Source organism: Bradyrhizobium sp. Kon69, from assembly GCF_055807515.1.
In genome coordinates, this window is the sequence record NZ_JBVVOS010000003.1 from 315,749 (window position 1) to 331,961 (window position 16,213).

Below are 16,213 nucleotides of genomic sequence, written 5' to 3' on the forward strand. Positions count from 1 at the left end.
AACTCCAACGAAATCAAACACTTTCGCGATTATCCCCGCCGATCGGAGGGAACCATCGTTAATGGAGTTAAAACAATTATGGTTAACGACCGGTTGAGGGCTGGGGAGCCCTCGTCGCCTCGAAGGCCCTGGCGTGCTAAGCAGACGCCAACGGGCAAACGCCTCTCCTCCCTGGACCAGAACATGCCGAGTTCGAAACCGCTGATGACCCAATCATCCGGCCCCATTCCCGACAGTGTCGAATCCGCACTCCGCACCCTGGAAACGGAAAGCGGCGGTATCAACGCGCTCGCCGCCGCCCTGCGCGGCCCGCTCGGCGCGAGCTTCGCCAAGGCGGTCGATCTGATCCGCAACGCAAAGGGCCGCGTCATCGTCACCGGGCTCGGTAAGTCGGGCCATATGGGCCGCAAGATCGCGGCAACGCTGGCCTCGACCGGCACGCCCGCCTTCTTCGTCCACGCCGCCGAAGCCGGTCATGGCGACCTCGGCATGATCACGCCCGACGATGTCATCATGGCGCTGTCCTGGTCCGGCGAGCAGCCGGAGATGAAGACGCTGGTGAACTATTCGGCCCGGTTCGCCATTCCCATGATCGCGGTGACGTCGAACGCGGCGTCCTCGCTGGGACAAGCCGCCGACATCGTGATCGAGCTGCCGAAGGCGCGCGAGGCCTGCCCGCACAATCTGGCGCCGACCACCTCGACCCTGATGCAGGCCGCGATCGGCGATGCCATCGCGATCGCGCTGCTCGAAGGCCGCGGCTTCACCGCGCTGGAGTTCGCGCATTTCCACCCCGGCGGCAAGTTAGGGGCGATGCTGAAATTCGTCCGCGACTACATGCGCACCGGTGTGGAGATCCCGGTCAAGCCGCTCGGCACCAAGATGTCGGACGCGGTGATGGAGATGTCGGCCAAGGGTCTCGGCTGCGTCTGCATCGTCAACGATGCGGTCGAGGCCGTCGGCATCATCACCGACGGCGATTTGCGCCGCCAGATGCGGCCGGACCTGCTGGCGGCGTCGGTCGACGACATCATGACCAGGCAGCCGAAGACCGTGCCGCCCTCGATGCTGGCCACCGAGATGATCGAGGTGCTCAACACCCGCAAGATCACGACGCTGGTCGTGACCGAGGCGGACAAGGTGGTGGGCATCGTGCACCTGCACGATCTGCTGCGGGCGGGCGTGGCGTAGAGGGCTCTCTCCACTCGTCACTGCGAGCGCAGCGAAGCAATCCAGACTGCCTCCGCGGAAACAGCCTGGATTGCTTCGTCGCAAGAGCTCCTCGCAATGACGGTGGTTAGGGCAGCGCCGGAAACCGCGCCGCCGTCTCTTCCAGCGGCAGCCGCAGCCCGTTCGCCAGATACGACACCGTGCGATAGAAGCCGCACAGCAGCATGATCTCCAGGATCTGCGTCTCATCGTAATGCGCCGATAGCGCGGCGAACTCGGCGTCGTCAAAGGTCGCGCGGTGATGCAGCGCGTCGACGGCGGCAATCAGCGCCTGCTCGGCCGGGGACCAGCACGGCGACCTCGCATTGCCTCGCACGGTGGCGTGCACTTCCTCCTCGGTGAGTTTCGCTGGCCCGGCAAAGACCGCGACGTGCACGCCCCATTCATATTCACATTTGTTCAGCCCGCAGGTGCGGTCGATCACGATCTCGCGCTGGCGCAACGAGAGCGGGCCGGGATCGAGCAGACCGCCGGCGCGAAACTTGTCCCAGGCGCGGGTGTGGCCCGCCATAACCCGGAACAGCAGCAGCGGCGGCGCACCGCGCATGATGCGGTCGAACTGCGCCTGGATCTCCAGGGGATAAGGCGGGGTGAGCGGGGCAATACGCGGCGTGGCTTGGGACATTAGCCGTCTTTCTTGCTACATTTAATGTAGCATAAAGCTACATTATTTGTAGCGCTGCGCAAGAGGACGACGATGGCGAAACAGACCACTTCGAGATCGCGCGGCGTCCGGGGCTCGCGCACCGCGCGGCCGGTCATGGTGCTGCTCGACCTCCTGGGACGACGCTGGGCCTTGCGAATCCTGTGGGAGCTGCGCGACGCCCCCCTCACCTCGCGCGCATTGCGAGCGGCCTGCGACGAGGCCTCGCCGACCGTGCTGCAGGCGCGGCTGGACGATTTGCGCGAGGCCGGGTTCGTGGAGCTGGGCGAAGCTGGCGGTTACGGGCTGACGGCGCTGGGGCGGGAATTGTGCGAGACGTTCATGCCGCTGCATAGGTTTGCGGAGCGGTGGAAGAGGTAGCGTTAGTCGTAGCTCCGCACTCCAATCTTCCTTCTCCCCTTGTGGGAGAAGGTGGCGCGAAGCGCCGGATGAGGGGTTTGTCTCCGCAAACTCAGCTCAGCGTTGGAGGCGAGATACCCCTCACCCGTCTCGCCGCTCCGCGGCGAGCCACCCTCCCCCACAAGGGGGGAGGGAAAATAGCTACGCCGCCGCCACCGTCAGATTCGCACCGTCGACCTGCACCACTTTCACACGCGTGCCCGCCGGCGTATCAGGACCTGCGACGCGCCAGACGGTGTCGCCAATGCGCATGGTGCCGTTGCCGTCGACGATCGGCTTCTCCAGCGTGAACTCGCGGCCGAGCAGCGCATCCGCGCGCTTGTTGAGGAAGGGGCTGGCGGCAACTGCATCCGGCTTCGGCCGGGCGAGCCGGCGCCAGACCGGCACGGCGGCGGCGGCGAAGATCGCGAACATCACGAGCTGGATCTGCCAGGATATCGCTACTCCGAACGAGATCAGTCCGACCAGCAGCGCGGCGAGCCCGAGCCAGAACAGGAAAACGCCCGGCGCCAGCACCTCCAGCGCCATCAGGATGAAGCCGAAGATCAGCCAATTCCAGGTGCCGAGCGATACGAACATGTCGGTCATGACACGACCTCTTTGAAATGGCGCATGCCCTCCGCGCAAACGCGTTCCGCGTTTGTCGCGAGGGAAAACCGGTGTCCACTTTTCCGGGGCATGCGCTTTACCCCTGCCGCGGCGGCACCGCCGGCGGCGTGCTGCCGGTCGTCGGCACCGAACCGCGACGAGCGGCGGCAGCGGCGGATGCCGCACTCTCGCCGAACGTCGCCTTGGCGATCTCGCCGATGCCGGCGAGCGAGCCGAGCATGCTGGTGGCTTCGATCGGCAGCATGATGATCTTCTGGTTCGGTGAGTCCGCGAACTGGCCGAACGCCTTAATATACTTGTCGGCGATAAAATAGTTCAGCGCCGCGACGTCGCCCTTGGCGATGGCTTCACTGACCATCTGCGTTGCCTTGGCCTCGGCTTCCGCCGAACGCTCGCGCGCTTCGGCGTCGCGGAAGGCGGCCTCGCGGCGACCTTCCGCCTGGAGGATCTGGCCCTGCTTGGCACCCTCGGCGCGCAGGATCTCGGACTGGCGTGCACCTTCAGCCTGAAGGATGTCGGCGCGTTTGACGCGCTCGGCCTTCATCTGTCGGCCCATAGCTTCGACGAGGTCCGCCGGCGGCACGATGTCCTTGATCTCGATACGATTGACCTTGAGGCCCCAGGGCGAGACGGCGGCATCGACCACACGCAGCAGGCGCTCGTTGATTTCGTCGCGATGCGACAACACCTGGTCGAGATCCATCGAACCCATCACCGAACGGATGTTGGTCATGGTCAGCACGGTGACGGCCTGGGTCAGGTTTGAGACCTCGTAGCTCGCCTTGGCGGCGTCGAACACCTGAAAGAAGGCGACGCCGTCGACTGTCACGGTGGCGTTGTCCTTGGTGATCACCTCCTGCTCGGGGATGTCGATCACCTGCTCCATCATGTTGATCTTGCGCCCGACGCGATCGAAATAGGGCACGATCAGATTGAGCCCGGGGCTCAGCGTCTGGGTGTATTTGCCGAACCGCTCGATGGTCCAGTCATAGCCCTGCGGTACCGTTTTCACGCCGGCAACCAGCGTGACGATGACCAGCAAAACCAGCACAATTGCGAAAATGTCGAAACCGCTCATATTTCCTCCAAGGCGGAAAAGATTGTCGGGAAAAGGCCCTTTTCCGCGCTGTCATTGGTCGGGATCGCGACCCCAAGGGTTCAGTAAAGGGTTCAGTAAAGGATTCAGTCTTCAGCGGTCGTAGATGATTTCGGCATCGGCAGGATTCTACACAAGACGCCGGGAGAGGGAATGGTCGCGATTATGTATTTGCGAGGCGCTCTTGAAAGCGTGCTGGCGCAGACCTAGCGACGACGTTAACGAATCCGGCCATGCCGACGGTCGCAGCCAAATCCTACTCGATGACTTCGTTCGCGGTTGCGAGCAGGCTTGGCGAAAGCGTGACGCCGAGCGCCCTGGCCGTCTTCAAGTTGATCGCCAGCTCGAACGTGGTTGGATTTTGGACCGGCAGGTCGGCCGCCCGCGCCCCCTTCAGGATGCGATCGATATAGGAGGCGGCGCGGCGGAGCTGCTCGGCGCTGTCGGTGCTGTAGGACATCAAGCCACCCTCGTCCACGAAGGTGCGGCTCCAGAACACCGCCGGCACGCGCGCGTCATTGATCGCCGCCAGCAGAAGCGCGCGGTTGGACATGGTGAAGAAGTCCGGCAGCACCAGCAGGCCGCCGTCCTTTCGCGAGGCCAGGGCGGCGATCGAGGCCGTGTCATGGACCGGCGCGGGCTCCACCGTCACATCGAGCGCGCGGCCGGCGTCCTCGATCGTACGCAGCATCAGGGGCGCGAACGGCGCGGTGGCGGGATTGTAGACCACGAACACACGGGACGGTCTTGGCGTGACCTGCGTCAGCATCTCCAGCCATTTGCCGGCCAGCGGGCCGTCGTAATCGGTGAAGCCGGTGACATTGCCGCCGGGATGGGCGAGATTCTGGACAAAGCCCTGGCTGACAGGATCGGTGACGACGGCGAAAACGATCGGGACCGTCGTCGTGCGCCGGCGCAGCTCCTCCACGGAGGGCGTGCCGACCGCAAGCAGGATGTCGGGCTTGAGCGCCACGAGTTCGTCGGCGAATTGCGCGATCCGTGCGCGGTCGCCGCCGCCGTTGCGCCAATCGATCTTGAGGTCGTCGCGCTCCTTCCAGCCATGGTCGGCAAGCGCCTGGACCAGGACCGCGCTACGCGTCTGCCCGATCGCATCGTCGGCCGCCGTAACCGAGAGCACGCCGAGCCGGCGCGTCGCATTCGTTTGCGCCAGCACCGAGGCCGGCAGCGCAGCGGTCACCCCAAGAAGCGCCAGGCATTCGCGGCGATTCATGGGGGTCCCATCAGATCCAGGCTCACTATATCCAGCCCTGGAGCTCGCGCAGCACCAGCGTTCGGATCACATCCATGCCGGGGGCGCTGTCGTTGAGGCAGGGGATCGCGGAAAACTGCTCGCCGCCATTGTGCTCGAAGATCTCGGCATTCTCCTGCGCGATCTCCTCCAGCGTCTCCAGGCAGTCGGCGGAAAAACCCGGGGTGATCACCGCGATGCGGCGCACGCCCTCTTTCGCCAGACGCTCCATGGTCTTGTCGGTGTAGGGTTGCAGCCACTCGTCGAATCCGAACCGCGACTGGAAGGTCAGCAGCAGCTTTGTCTCGTCCATGCCGAGCCGGCGTCGCAGCGCCTCGGTGGTCGCGACGCATTGGCTCTGATAGGGATCGCCCTTGTCGACATAGGCCTTCGGCATACCATGGAAGGAGGCGACGATCAGCTCCGGCTCGAAGGGCAGGCTCGCCAGATGCGTCTCGATCGAGGTGGCGAGCGCGTCGATATAGGCTTCGTCCTCGTAATAAGGCGGCGTCACCCGCAGCGTCGGCTGCGCGCGCAACCGGGAGAGTACGCGAAACACCTCGTCGCAGACGGTGGCGGATGTCGCTGCCGAATATTGCGGATAGAGCGGTACGGCAAGGATGCGATCACATCCCTTCGCAATCAGGGCATCGATGCCCGACTTGATCGAAGGATTACCATAGCGCATTGCCCACTCCACCGTGACCTGGTCGCGGTCCGAAAGCATGGCCGCGAGCCTGTCGCTCTGCGAGCGCGTGATGGTCTTGAGCGGCGACTCGTTCTTCTCGGTGTTCCATATCTTCAGATAGTCGCGCGCCTTGGCGCGGGGGCGGGTGCGCAGGATGATGCCGTTCAGCACCACCTTCCAGATCAAGCCCTGATCCTCGATGACACGGGCGTCCGAGAGGAACTCCTTCAGATAGACCCGCACGCCGCGCGCGTCGGCGGTATCGGGCGTGCCGAGATTGACCAGGAGCACGCCGACGCGCGAGGGGGCGGGCTGCGTGGCCGGCATCGCGGTCTGGCTGGGGGCGATTGTCATCATGATCCGTTGCGTCGCGCGTTGTTCCGAACTTGTCAAGATTGGGGCGGTTTCGCTAGGGTCAGTACACAGGGGGAGAACCATGACGCTGGCGGAATGGTGCGTTTTCGGGGCGCTGCTGCTCTATCTCTTAACGATCGTCTCGATCAAATGGATCAGATTTCGCGGCTTCGACAATTCGCGGCCGCGCGATCCAGCCTTCTTCGAGGACGCCATCGCGCAGCGCGCGCTCGGCGCGCATCAGAACGGCATCGAGACCTTTCCGTTCTTCGCCTTTGCGGTGCTGCTCGCCGAATACAGGGATTCGCCGCAGCGCCTGATCGACGAGGTCGCGGTGCTGTTCCTGATCGTACGGATCGCCTATGTGCTGACCTATCTCGGCAACCGCCCGACGCTGCGCTCCATCCTCTGGAGCATCGGCTTCGCGATCAATCTCGGGATCTTCTTCATGCCAGCGTTGAAGCAGTTTCTGCCGGTGTGACTCTTTTCATTCCTTCTCCCCTTGTGGGAGAAGGTGGCGCGAAGCGCCGGATGAGGGGTTCTATCCGCGACGCAGCTGCAAGAGGATCGCTCGCGGAGGCAACCCCTCACCCGTCTCGCCGCGACGCGGCGAGCCACCCTCTCCCACAGGGGGAGAGGGAAAAAACTCAAAAACACGTCGTCCGTTCGGCCGCGACGTAGCCCAACAACAGGCCGGCGCCGAACAGCAGCACGAGGCCGGCGGCGGCGAATTCGATGCCGCGCATGAAAAGTGCGCCGCCGCCGTCGCGCCCGGCGCTCAGGCGGCCGGCGATGTCCTTGGCGGAGACGGCGATCACGGCGATGGCCGCGACCGTGATCGCGGTGCCGAGCCCCATCAGCACGGTCGCGGCAATGCCGGCCCAGAACAGGCCCTGGGCCAGCGCGAACACCAGCACCAGGATCGCGCCCGAACAGGGGCGAATGCCGACGGTCAGGATCGCGGCAAAGCCGCGTCCCCAGCCACCGGGGCCGGCGAGCTCGCTCGGCGTGGGACCGTGGGAATGGCCGCAATGCTCGTCATGAACGTGGTCATGCTGGTGGTGATGATGGGCCTGGGCGTGGTCGTGACCATGATCATCGTGCGCATCGTGGTGGTGGTGGTGGTCGTGGTCATGATGGTCATGCGGCACGCCCGCGATCGCGGGCACCGGCTGAACCGCCTGCAGCGCACGGATGAAGGTGCGGCCCTTGACCCAGACCAGCCGCAGGCCGAACAGCGCGATCAGGGCGTAGCTCGCGATCTCGATCGCGCCCTCCGCCTTGCACATGGTCTTGGCGGTCGCATTCAGCACCCAGGCCGAGATGCCGACGATCAGGATCGCCACCAGCGACTGCATCAGCGCGGAGGCAAACGACAGCACGATGCCGCGCCGGGCGGTCTCGCGATTGGCGACGAGATAGGAGGCGATCACCGCCTTGCCGTGGCCGGGGCCAGCCGCGTGGAAGATGCCATAGGCGAACGAGATGAAGAGCAGCGTCCACACCGCGGAGCCATCGGACTTCGCGGCGCGGATGGTCGCCGACATCTGGCGGTAAAATTCCGACTGTTTTGCCAGCAGCCAGCCGATCAGGCCGCTGGCCTCGGGCTGGGTGGCTTGTGGCGAACGCGGCGCGCCGAACGGGTTCTGCGCGAGGAGATCGTGGAGCGCCGCATCGGCCGCGCCCACGATGAGAAGAACGCCGGCGCAGACAGCGAGCCCGCGCGCCATGGGCGTGAGTTGCGGCTTCAAGGGCAATCCACCGTGATCTTGTTGGCGAACATCATGCCGAAATTGGAATTCTCGCCGTTCATGAACGTCTGCTCGTTGAGCTTCTGCGCGGTCGCGGTGCCGTCGCTCGGCCGCTCAAGTTTCATCTGGCAGCCGACGGGCGCGCCGACCAGCCTGACCGGATTGTCCTTGGCCATCTGGAAGTCGATGAAAAAGGAGCGGTCGAACACTTCGAGCACCAATTGCTTGGGCTTGACCGGGTTCTTCAGGGGCAGCGTGAAGTGCAGGGTCAGGACCGTATCCTTGTAGTCGAGAAAGTAGTCGACCGGCTCCTGGAATCGCTCCTTCTTGCCGTCGGCTCGCGCGAAGGTGAAGTAGGCGTATTCCTTCAGCGACTCGACATTGGTCTGCGCCAGTGGACCCAGCTCCTCGCGGGTGTAGGCGCCCTTGACCTTGCTCTCGAGCCCCTGCACCGCATAGGCCGAGAACATGTCGTCAAAGGTCCAGGCGTGGCGGACGCCGGTGATGGTGCCGTCCCCACTATAGAGCAGCTCGCTGGTCGCGGTGATCCAGACATGCGGATGCGCCCGCGCCGCGTCTACTGCGAGCGACAGGGCGACAGCGAGCAGCAGCCCGAACAGGGCGCGCATGCCGATCAGGCCGCCTTCGGAGCGTCGAGCAGGCCGCGGCGGCGCAGCAGCGCGTCGGGCTCCGGCGGCCGGCCGCGGAAGGCCTCGTAGGCGGCTTCCGGATCAACCGATCCGCCGCTCGAGTAGATGTCGTCGTGCAGGCGCTTGGCAACGGCGGGATCGAAGATGTCGCCGGCTTCCTCGAACGCGCCGAAGGCGTCGGCGTCCATCACCTCCGACCACATGTAGCTGTAATAGCCGGCCGCATAATGATCGCCGTTGAAGATGTGACCGAATTGCGTCGGACGATGACGCAGCGAGATCTCCTCGGGCATGCCGATCTTTTCCAGCTCGCGTCTCTCGAAGGCGCGGACATCCTGCGCGGCGGAGGCCGGCTGGGTGTGGAATTCGAGATCGATCAGCGCCGAGGAGACGAACTCGACGGTGGCAAAACCCTGGTTGAATTTTCGTGCGGCCAGGAACCGTTGCAGCAGATCGTCCGGCAGCGGCTCGCCGGTCTGGTAGTGGCGTGCGAACTGCTGCAGCACCTCCGGCCGCTCCTGCCAGTGCTCGTAGAGCTGCGAGGGCAATTCGACGAAGTCGGTGAACACGGAAGTGCCCGACAGCGACGGATAGGTCACGTTGGAGAGCATCCCGTGCAGGCCGTGGCCGAACTCGTGGAACAGGGTGCGGGCATCGTCGGGCGACAGCAGCGAGGGTTCCCCATCCGCGCCCTTGGAGAAGTTGCAGATGTTGAGGATCAGCGGCGCGACCTCGCCGTCGAGCTTCTGCTGGTCCCGCAGCGAGGTCATCCAGGCGCCGGAGCGCTTCGACGGCCGGGCGAAGTAGTCGCCATAGAACAGCGCCTTGTGCTTGCCGTCCCGCCCCTTCATCTCCCAAACCCGGACGTCTGGATGCCAGACCGGCACGTTCTTGCGCTCCTCGAAGGTGACGCCGAACAGGCGCGTGGCGCAGTCGAAGGCGGCGGCGATCATGTGATCGAGCGCGAGATACGGCTTGATCGCGGCGTCGTCGAAATTGGCGCGCTGAAGACGCAGCTTTTCGGCATAGAAGCGCCAGTCCCAGGGGGCGAGCTTGAAATTGCCGCCCTCCTCCGTGATCAGCGCCTGCATATCGTCGCGGTCGGCGAGCGCCCGCGCCCGCGCCGGCTTCCAGACCCGCTCCAGAAGGCCGCGCACCGCTTCGGGCGTCTTGGCCATGGAATCCTCGAGCCGGTAGGCCGCGAAGGTCGGGTAGCCCAGGAGATTGGCGCTCTCCTCACGCAGCTTCAGGACCTCGACGATGGTCGCGTTGTTGTCGTTGGCATTGCCGTTGTCGCCCCGCGCGGTGAAGGCCTTGTAGACCTTCTCGCGCAGGTCACGCCGGGCCGAGCTCTTCAGGAACTGTTCGACCGAGGAGCGCGACAGGGTGACGATGGCCTTGCCGGCCATGCCGCGTTCTTCTGCCGCAGCCTTGGCGCTGGCGACAAAACTCTCCGGCAGGCCCTGGCGGTCGGCTTCGCCGAGCTCCATGAACCATTCCTGCTCGTCGCCGAGCAGATGATGACTGAAGCTGGTCCCGAGCTGGGCGAGTCTCTCGTTGATCTCCGCCATCCGCGTCTTGGCCTCTTCGGAGAGGCCGGCGCCGGAGCGGTGGAAACGGGTGTAGGTGCGCTCGAGCAGGCGGAGCTGTTCCGGTGTCAGACCGAGATTGGCGCGGTTCTCGTGCAGCTGGGCGATGCGACCAAACAGCACGGCGTTCATCATGATCGGATTCCAGTGCCGCGCCATTCGCAAGGAAACCTCCTTGTCGATCTCCAGGATGGCCGGGTTGGAATGCGCCGAGACCAGATCGTAGAAGACCGACGCGACCTTGCTGAGCAGCTTGCCCGAGCGCTCCAGCGCCGTGATGGTGTTGGCGAAGTCGGCCGCGGTCGGGTCGTTGGTAATCGCTGCGATCTCGGCGGAGTGGTCGGCGAAGGCCTGCTCGAAGGCCGGGAGGAAGTGCTCCGGCTTGATCTCGTCGAAGGGCGGGGTCGCAAACGGCGTCACCCACGCCTTCAGCAGCGGGTTGGTCTCGGAGTCCGTAGTTTGGCGGGGTTCTGACATTACAAGTCCCGATTTGTGGCTCGATTGTTGCGGCCAGCTATAGCACGCGATGGGGCTTTTTTGGGCCATTTGCCCTTGCTCCCGGCTGCCTTTTCGGGGAGATTGCGGCCCTCCAAGCCTAGGACCCCTGAGCTCATGAACGCGACCTCCTCGTCTTCCCGTCGGATCGTCTGGCCAAGCGTCATCACCGTCATCAGCGCCGCCATCCTGATCGGCGCCGAGGTGTTCGGCGCGGCGTTTGCCGGCGGCTGGGCGCTCGCGATCCTGTTCGGGCTGGGCGAGCAGGGCACGCACATCCTTCAGGCCGCGCTATTTGCGCTCGGCGTGCTCGTGATGACTGCCTTCATCCGCGCCGCTCAGCGCGTCGAGCCGTTCACGAAGCGCGGCTGAAGCGCGTAGGCGTGCGAGAGACACGCGCGCAGAAAACTTAACGCGCGTTCATCTTCCGCGTCGCTCGCGCAACACTGCGCAAGCAGATGTTAGGCAATTCTGTTCGCAGTCTAAAAAATCTCTTGCGAAGCAGAGTCAAAACACTTATGTGCGGATTGCCCAATTTCGCACGTGCCTGTGGTCGTGTGTCAGTCGGTAGGTATCCGGACAAGAGGCCGGACAGCCGCCAAGGGGTGAAGAAGCCGAGGGGCTCTTCGGAAGTGTGGAAGTCGGAAGGCTGATAGCCGGAAGACGAAAGCAAACCCGGAGGGTCCAGCATCTCTCTCAAAGAGATGCCTTGTCGAAGGTGACTTTGCTCTTTGCAACCGTGACTGGCAGCCGGAGGCGAACCGGCGCACCCCGCTCTCAACGGGGGACGCGACTTAAAGCAACGACGGATCGGGCTTTTTTGGTCTCTACCGGCAGTCCAACGCCGGCGCGGGCTACTGAAAAGGCTTGTCCTTCATTGCCAGGTGTGCGGGCGGGAACATTCCCAACCAATCCACGGCAGCACAGTCTGATGTGAGTCTTTGGCTCGTCGCGCCTCCATCGCGCGATCTGGCCGGAGCGCTCTTATCCGACGTCATTTTTTGAACGGATCCCCGTCGCTGGGCCGTTTGGGAGAGTGCTATGACCGACCGTATCCAGGAATTCCTGCGCAACCGCCGCAGCGAGGGCCTCGACACCGAACCGTGCCTCGTCGTCGACCTCGAAGTCGTGCGCGACAATTACCAGACCTTTGCCAAGGCGCTGCCCGACAGCCGCGTGTTCTATGCCGTCAAGGCGAACCCGGCGCCGGAAGTGCTGGCTTTGCTCGCCTCCATGGGCTCCTGCTTCGACACCGCGACGGTCGCCGAGATCGAGATGGCCCTGGCCGCCGGTGCGACGCCCGACCGCATCTCCTTCGGCAACACGATCAAGAAGGAGCGCGACATCGCGCGCGCCTTCGCGCTCGGCATTCGGCTGTTCGCAGTCGATTGCGCCGCGGAGGTCGAGAAGGTCGCCCGTGCCGCGCCCGGCGCAAAGGTGTTCTGCCGCATCCTCTATGACTGCGCCGGCGCCGAATGGCCGCTGTCGCGCAAGTTCGGCTGCGATCCGGAGATGGCCGTCGACGTGCTCGACGTTGCCAAGCGTCTGGGCCTGGAGCCGTGCGGCATCTCCTTCCATGTCGGCTCGCAGCAGCGCAAGGTGAAGGCGTGGGACCGTGCGCTGGCGATGGCCTCGCAGGTGTTCCGCGACTGCGCCGAGCGCGGCATCAACCTGACCATGGTCAACATGGGCGGCGGTTTCCCGACCAAGTACCTGAAGGACGTGCCGCCGGTGGTGACCTACGGGCGCTCGATCTTCCGCGCGCTGCGCAAGCACTTCGGCAACCAGATTCCGGAGACCATCATCGAGCCGGGCCGCGGCATGGTGGGCAACGCCGGCATCATCGAATCCGAGGTCGTGCTCATCTCGAAGAAGAGCGACGAGGACGAGGTGCGCTGGGTCTATCTGGACATCGGCAAGTTCGGTGGTCTCGCCGAGACCATGGACGAGTCGATCCGCTACGCCATCCGCACCCCGCATGACGGCGCGGACATGACGCCGTGCGTGCTCGCTGGGCCAACCTGCGACAGCGCCGACGTGCTGTACGAGAAGAACCCGTATCCGCTTCCGGTGACGCTCGAGATCGGCGACAAGCTGCTGATCGAAGGCACAGGGGCCTATACGTCGACCTACTCGGCGGTGGCGTTCAACGGCATCCCGCCGCTGAAGACCTATCACATCTGATCGCCTCTCTTTCCGAGGCCTGACGAACCCGGGAGCCGGCTTGCCGGCTCCTCCCTGACATTTCGATCTGACGACGCCTTGGACCGGCGTGCTTTGCGCACGTCGGTTTCAAGCGGGGACTGACGCGCCATGACTGCTCTTCGGAAGACACAGATTGACCCCACCTCGAAAGCCGCTCCGTTCGCGATCCGTGCGGAGCGTGCGGCCGACGTTGCGATGCGTGAAGCGCTGCTCGATGCGTCCTTTGGCGATAACCGCCATGGCCGCACCTGTCAGCGCCTGCGCGACGGACGCGCACCCGCTGCTGGCCTTGCGCTGGCCGCGATGCGCGAGGGGAAGCTCGTGGGAACCGTGCGGCTGTGGCACGTCAGCGCCGGAGGCAGGCCCGCTCTGGTCCTCGGACCGCTGGCGGTGGACCCTGCCTGCCGCGAGCTCGGGATCGGCGCCGCGCTGATGCAACAAGCGCTGGCTGCCGCCCGGGCGCGCGGGCATGCCGCCGTGATCCTGCTCGGCGATGCCCCTTATTACGCCCGCTTCGGCTTCTCCGCGGCCAACACCGGCGAGCTGTCGCTGCCCGGTCCGTTCGAGCGCGACCGCCTGCTGGCGATCGAATTCCATGCCGGTGCGCTGGATGGCGCCGAGGGGATGATCGTCCCGACTGGCGCGGCCCTACCCAAACGGAGGGTAGTTCGCGGCCTCGAGGCGCGCGCGGCGTAAGGGATTGCCATGATGGCGATACCAAAGCCGCGCCGAGCGCAGATGCTCGCGCGTGCCCTTTGCTTTAGGGTTGCGCGGGCCTGAGAAACGCCCTTTAACCCGCCAAACGCCCTCTTCAGTCGAGGCCCACGACCATGTCCCGCCGCCTGATTTCCACCGGCTCCCCGTTCGAGAAGACCGCCGGCTACAGCCGCGCCGTGATCGACGGCGAGTTCGCCTTCGTCGCGGGGACCACCGGTTACGACTACACCACGATGACGATGCCGGCCGATGTCACGAACCAGTCACGCAACTGCTTCAAGACCATCGAAGCTGCCCTGAAGGAGGGCGGCTTCGAGATGGCCGACATCGTCCGCGTGACCTACTACCTCACCGACATCAAGGATGCGGACGCGCATTTCGCGGTCTGCGGCGAAGTCCTCGGCGAGATCCGCCCGGCCGCCACGCTTCTGGTCGTCTCGGCGCTCTACAAGCCCGAGATGAAGGTCGAAATCGAAGCCACTGCCAAGCGCCGCAGCGCCTGAGCCATCCCTCACCATTTGTTCGCCAGCACGTTCCGGAGAAACCATCCCATGAGCCCCGCCTCGCAGATCTACGCGAAGATCACTGGTCCCATCGTCATGGTCGGCTTCGGCTCCATCGGCAAAGGCACGCTGCCGCTGATCGAGCGGCATCTCGATTACGACAAGTCGCGCATCACCGTGATTGATCCGAAGGACGAGGGTCGCAAGGCCCATTGCGAGAAGCACAATGTGCGCTTCATCCAGAAGGGCGTGACCAAGGACAATTATCGGGAGTTGCTGACCCCGCTGCTCACTGAGGGCGGCGGCCAGGGCTTTTGCGTCAATCTCTCGGTCGACACCGGCTCCACCGACATCATGGAGCTCTGCAACGAGCTCGGCGCTCTCTATATCGACACCGTCAACGAGCCCTGGCTCGGCTTCTATTTCGACTCGTCGAAGGGCCCGGAAGCGCGCTCCAACTACGCTCTTCGCGAAGCGACGCTGGCCGCCAAGAAGGCGCGCCCTGCAGGCTCGACGACGGCCGTCTCCTGCTGTGGCGCCAATCCCGGCATGGTCTCGTTTTTCGTGAAGCAGGCGCTGCTCAACGTCGCCGCCGATCTGAAGCTCAATGCCCCCAAGCCGAAGACCAAAGCCGAATGGGCGGACTTGATGCGGCAGGCCGGCATCAAGGGCATCCACATCGCGGAACGCGACACCCAGCGCTCCAAGAAGCCGAAAGAGCCCGATGTCTTCGTCAACACCTGGTCGGTGGAAGGTTTCCTGTCGGAAGGCGTGCAGCCATCAGAACTCGGCTGGGGCACCCACGAAAAATGGATGCCCGAGAATGCGCGCACCCACGAATCCGGGTGCGGCGCCGCCATCTATCTGATGCAGCCCGGCGCCAATACCCGCGTGCGCACCTGGTGCCCGACCCGCGGCGCGCAGTATGGCTTCCTTGTCACCCACAACGAATCGATCTCGATCGCGGACTATTTCACCGTGCGCGACGCATCGGGCACGGCGGTCTATCGGCCGACCTGCCACTATGCCTATCATCCGGCTGACGATGCCGTGCTGTCGCTGCATGAAATGTTCGGCCGCGCCGCGAAGATGCAGGAAAAGCATCACATCCTCGACGAGAACGAGATCGTCGACGGTATCGACGAACTCGGCGTGCTGCTGTTCGGCCACGACAACAATGCCTATTGGTACGGCTCGCAGCTCTCCATCGAAGAGACCCGCAAGCTCGCGCCCTATCAGAACGCCACCGGCCTGCAAGTGACCTCCGCCGTGCTCGGCGGCATGGTGTGGGCGCTGGAAAATCCGAAGGAAGGCATCGTCGAAGCCGACGAGATGGATTTCGACCGTCTGCTGGAAATCCAGTTGCCGTATCTCGGCCCGGTGAAGGGTTTCTACACCGACTGGACGCCGCTCACGGATCGTCCGGGACTGTTTCCGGAAGATATCGACACGAGCGATCCCTGGCAGTTCCGGAATGTCCTGGTGCGGTGAGGCCGGCGCGCCACGGCCACTACTGTCATGCCCCGCGAAGGCGGGGCATCCAGTACGCCGTGGCCTCTCCGTATCCACGCACCGCCTCTGGAATACTGGATCGTCCGCCTTCGCGGACGATGACAGCGAGCGCGCGGCCGTGACCTGACCTACTTCCTCTCGATCGGCGGCGCGATCTTCTCGGCTGGCGCCGGCGGCAATGCTGGTTTAGCCGCGCCGGCAGCGCCTTGCGTCTGCGGGTCGGGCCGCGCGGGCTCCGGGGCCGGCGTGGTCGGCCGGTCGCCGCCGGGCTTGGCTTCCGCGGGCTTGTTCTGATCGTCGGACGGCGTGCCCTGAAGCGGTTGCGTTGCCTGGGCCGTCTGCATCCGGGTCTCGGCGCGGATTTGCGCCAGCGACATGCCTGACACCACGACGCCTGCCGCGAACAGCGAGCAGGCAACCATCAGGTCGAGTTTCAGTCTGCGCTTGTCATATTGGCCGGGCATGTCGATCACCGCCTTTGTCCGTGGGATCAACGAAATCG

Annotated in this window: 17 protein-coding genes; 8 read left to right on the top strand and 9 right to left on the bottom strand. The window is 64.6% G+C overall.

Annotated elements, in window-relative coordinates:
- The first annotated feature begins 183 nt into the window (after window positions 1–183).
- Complete coding sequence (locus AC0L3U_RS05900) at window positions 184–1,191, top strand: KpsF/GutQ family sugar-phosphate isomerase (protein WP_473361036.1); 1,008 nt, start codon at window positions 184–186, stop codon at window positions 1,189–1,191.
- Between the two features lie 106 nt (window positions 1,192–1,297).
- On the opposite strand, the gene AC0L3U_RS05905 is transcribed toward AC0L3U_RS05900, so the two are convergent.
- A complete protein-coding gene (locus AC0L3U_RS05905) occupies window positions 1,298–1,855 on the bottom strand; it encodes a carboxymuconolactone decarboxylase family protein (protein WP_473289977.1) in 558 nt (185 codons plus the stop codon).
- Between the two features lie 72 nt (window positions 1,856–1,927).
- On the opposite strand from AC0L3U_RS05905, the gene AC0L3U_RS05910 reads away from it, so the two are divergent.
- A complete protein-coding gene (locus AC0L3U_RS05910) occupies window positions 1,928–2,254 on the top strand; it encodes a winged helix-turn-helix transcriptional regulator (RefSeq protein WP_473361037.1) in 327 nt (108 codons plus the stop codon).
- A 180-nt stretch (window positions 2,255–2,434) separates the two neighbouring features.
- Here the strand turns inward: AC0L3U_RS05910 and AC0L3U_RS05915 are convergent, their stop codons facing one another.
- From AC0L3U_RS05915 to hemH, 4 genes are all read right to left on the bottom strand, one after another.
- Window positions 2,435–2,881 carry an NfeD family protein gene (locus AC0L3U_RS05915; RefSeq protein WP_473361038.1) on the bottom strand — a complete coding sequence of 149 codons (447 nt, stop codon included), beginning with the start codon at window positions 2,879–2,881 and terminating at the stop codon, window positions 2,435–2,437.
- Window positions 2,882–2,978: 97 nt separating this feature from the next.
- Window positions 2,979–3,980 carry an SPFH domain-containing protein gene (locus AC0L3U_RS05920; protein ID WP_007615156.1) on the bottom strand — a complete coding sequence of 334 codons (1,002 nt, stop codon included), beginning with the start codon at window positions 3,978–3,980 and terminating at the stop codon, window positions 2,979–2,981.
- A 274-nt stretch (window positions 3,981–4,254) separates the two neighbouring features.
- Complete coding sequence (locus tag AC0L3U_RS05925; protein ID WP_473361039.1) at window positions 4,255–5,229, bottom strand: ABC transporter substrate-binding protein; 975 nt, start codon at window positions 5,227–5,229, stop codon at window positions 4,255–4,257.
- A 25-nt stretch (window positions 5,230–5,254) separates the two neighbouring features.
- Complete coding sequence (hemH, locus tag AC0L3U_RS05930) at window positions 5,255–6,292, bottom strand: ferrochelatase (protein ID WP_473361040.1); 1,038 nt, start codon at window positions 6,290–6,292, stop codon at window positions 5,255–5,257.
- A 79-nt stretch (window positions 6,293–6,371) separates the two neighbouring features.
- Here hemH and AC0L3U_RS05935 point away from each other — a divergent pair, with 79 nt between their 5' ends.
- Complete coding sequence (locus AC0L3U_RS05935) at window positions 6,372–6,770, top strand: MAPEG family protein (protein ID WP_473361041.1); 399 nt, start codon at window positions 6,372–6,374, stop codon at window positions 6,768–6,770.
- 166 nt (window positions 6,771–6,936) lie between these two features.
- Here AC0L3U_RS05935 and AC0L3U_RS05940 read toward each other — a convergent pair whose 3' ends face one another.
- From AC0L3U_RS05940 to AC0L3U_RS05950, 3 genes are read right to left on the bottom strand one after another with little or no spacing between them, the layout of a single operon-like run.
- Complete coding sequence (locus tag AC0L3U_RS05940) at window positions 6,937–8,019, bottom strand: nickel/cobalt transporter (protein WP_473361108.1); 1,083 nt, start codon at window positions 8,017–8,019, stop codon at window positions 6,937–6,939.
- A 17-nt stretch (window positions 8,020–8,036) separates the two neighbouring features.
- Window positions 8,037–8,675, bottom strand: a complete 639-nt coding sequence (locus AC0L3U_RS05945) for a DUF1007 family protein (protein ID WP_473361109.1) — start codon at window positions 8,673–8,675, stop codon at window positions 8,037–8,039.
- Entirely contained in the window at window positions 8,675–10,756 is a 2,082-nt protein-coding gene (locus AC0L3U_RS05950; protein WP_473361042.1) for a M3 family metallopeptidase, read from the bottom strand. The genes AC0L3U_RS05945 and AC0L3U_RS05950 overlap by 1 nt, the downstream gene beginning before the upstream one ends.
- 135 nt (window positions 10,757–10,891) lie before the next feature.
- On the opposite strand from AC0L3U_RS05950, the gene AC0L3U_RS05955 reads away from it, so the two are divergent.
- The 5 genes from AC0L3U_RS05955 to AC0L3U_RS05975 all read left to right on the top strand — a co-directional run bounded on the left by AC0L3U_RS05955 (window position 10,892) and on the right by AC0L3U_RS05975 (window position 15,690).
- Entirely contained in the window at window positions 10,892–11,146 is a 255-nt protein-coding gene (locus tag AC0L3U_RS05955; protein ID WP_007597166.1) for a hypothetical protein, read from the top strand.
- A 669-nt stretch (window positions 11,147–11,815) separates the two neighbouring features.
- Window positions 11,816–12,958, top strand: a complete 1,143-nt coding sequence (locus AC0L3U_RS05960) for a type III PLP-dependent enzyme (protein WP_018453321.1) — start codon at window positions 11,816–11,818, stop codon at window positions 12,956–12,958.
- Between the two features lie 129 nt (window positions 12,959–13,087).
- Entirely contained in the window at window positions 13,088–13,675 is a 588-nt protein-coding gene (locus AC0L3U_RS05965) for a GNAT family N-acetyltransferase (protein WP_473361043.1), read from the top strand.
- Between the two features lie 134 nt (window positions 13,676–13,809).
- Window positions 13,810–14,199 (top strand): RidA family protein, encoded by a 390-nt coding sequence (locus AC0L3U_RS05970; protein WP_027565547.1) that lies wholly within the window; start codon window positions 13,810–13,812, stop codon window positions 14,197–14,199.
- A 48-nt stretch (window positions 14,200–14,247) separates the two neighbouring features.
- Window positions 14,248–15,690 (top strand): homospermidine synthase, encoded by a 1,443-nt coding sequence (locus tag AC0L3U_RS05975; protein WP_473361044.1) that lies wholly within the window; start codon window positions 14,248–14,250, stop codon window positions 15,688–15,690.
- 149 nt (window positions 15,691–15,839) lie between these two features.
- Here AC0L3U_RS05975 and AC0L3U_RS05980 read toward each other — a convergent pair whose 3' ends face one another.
- Window positions 15,840–16,175: a hypothetical protein gene (locus AC0L3U_RS05980; RefSeq protein ID WP_007597175.1), complete on the bottom strand. Its 336-nt coding sequence runs from the start codon at window positions 16,173–16,175 to the stop codon at window positions 15,840–15,842.
- Between the last annotated feature and the right edge of the window lie 38 nt (window positions 16,176–16,213).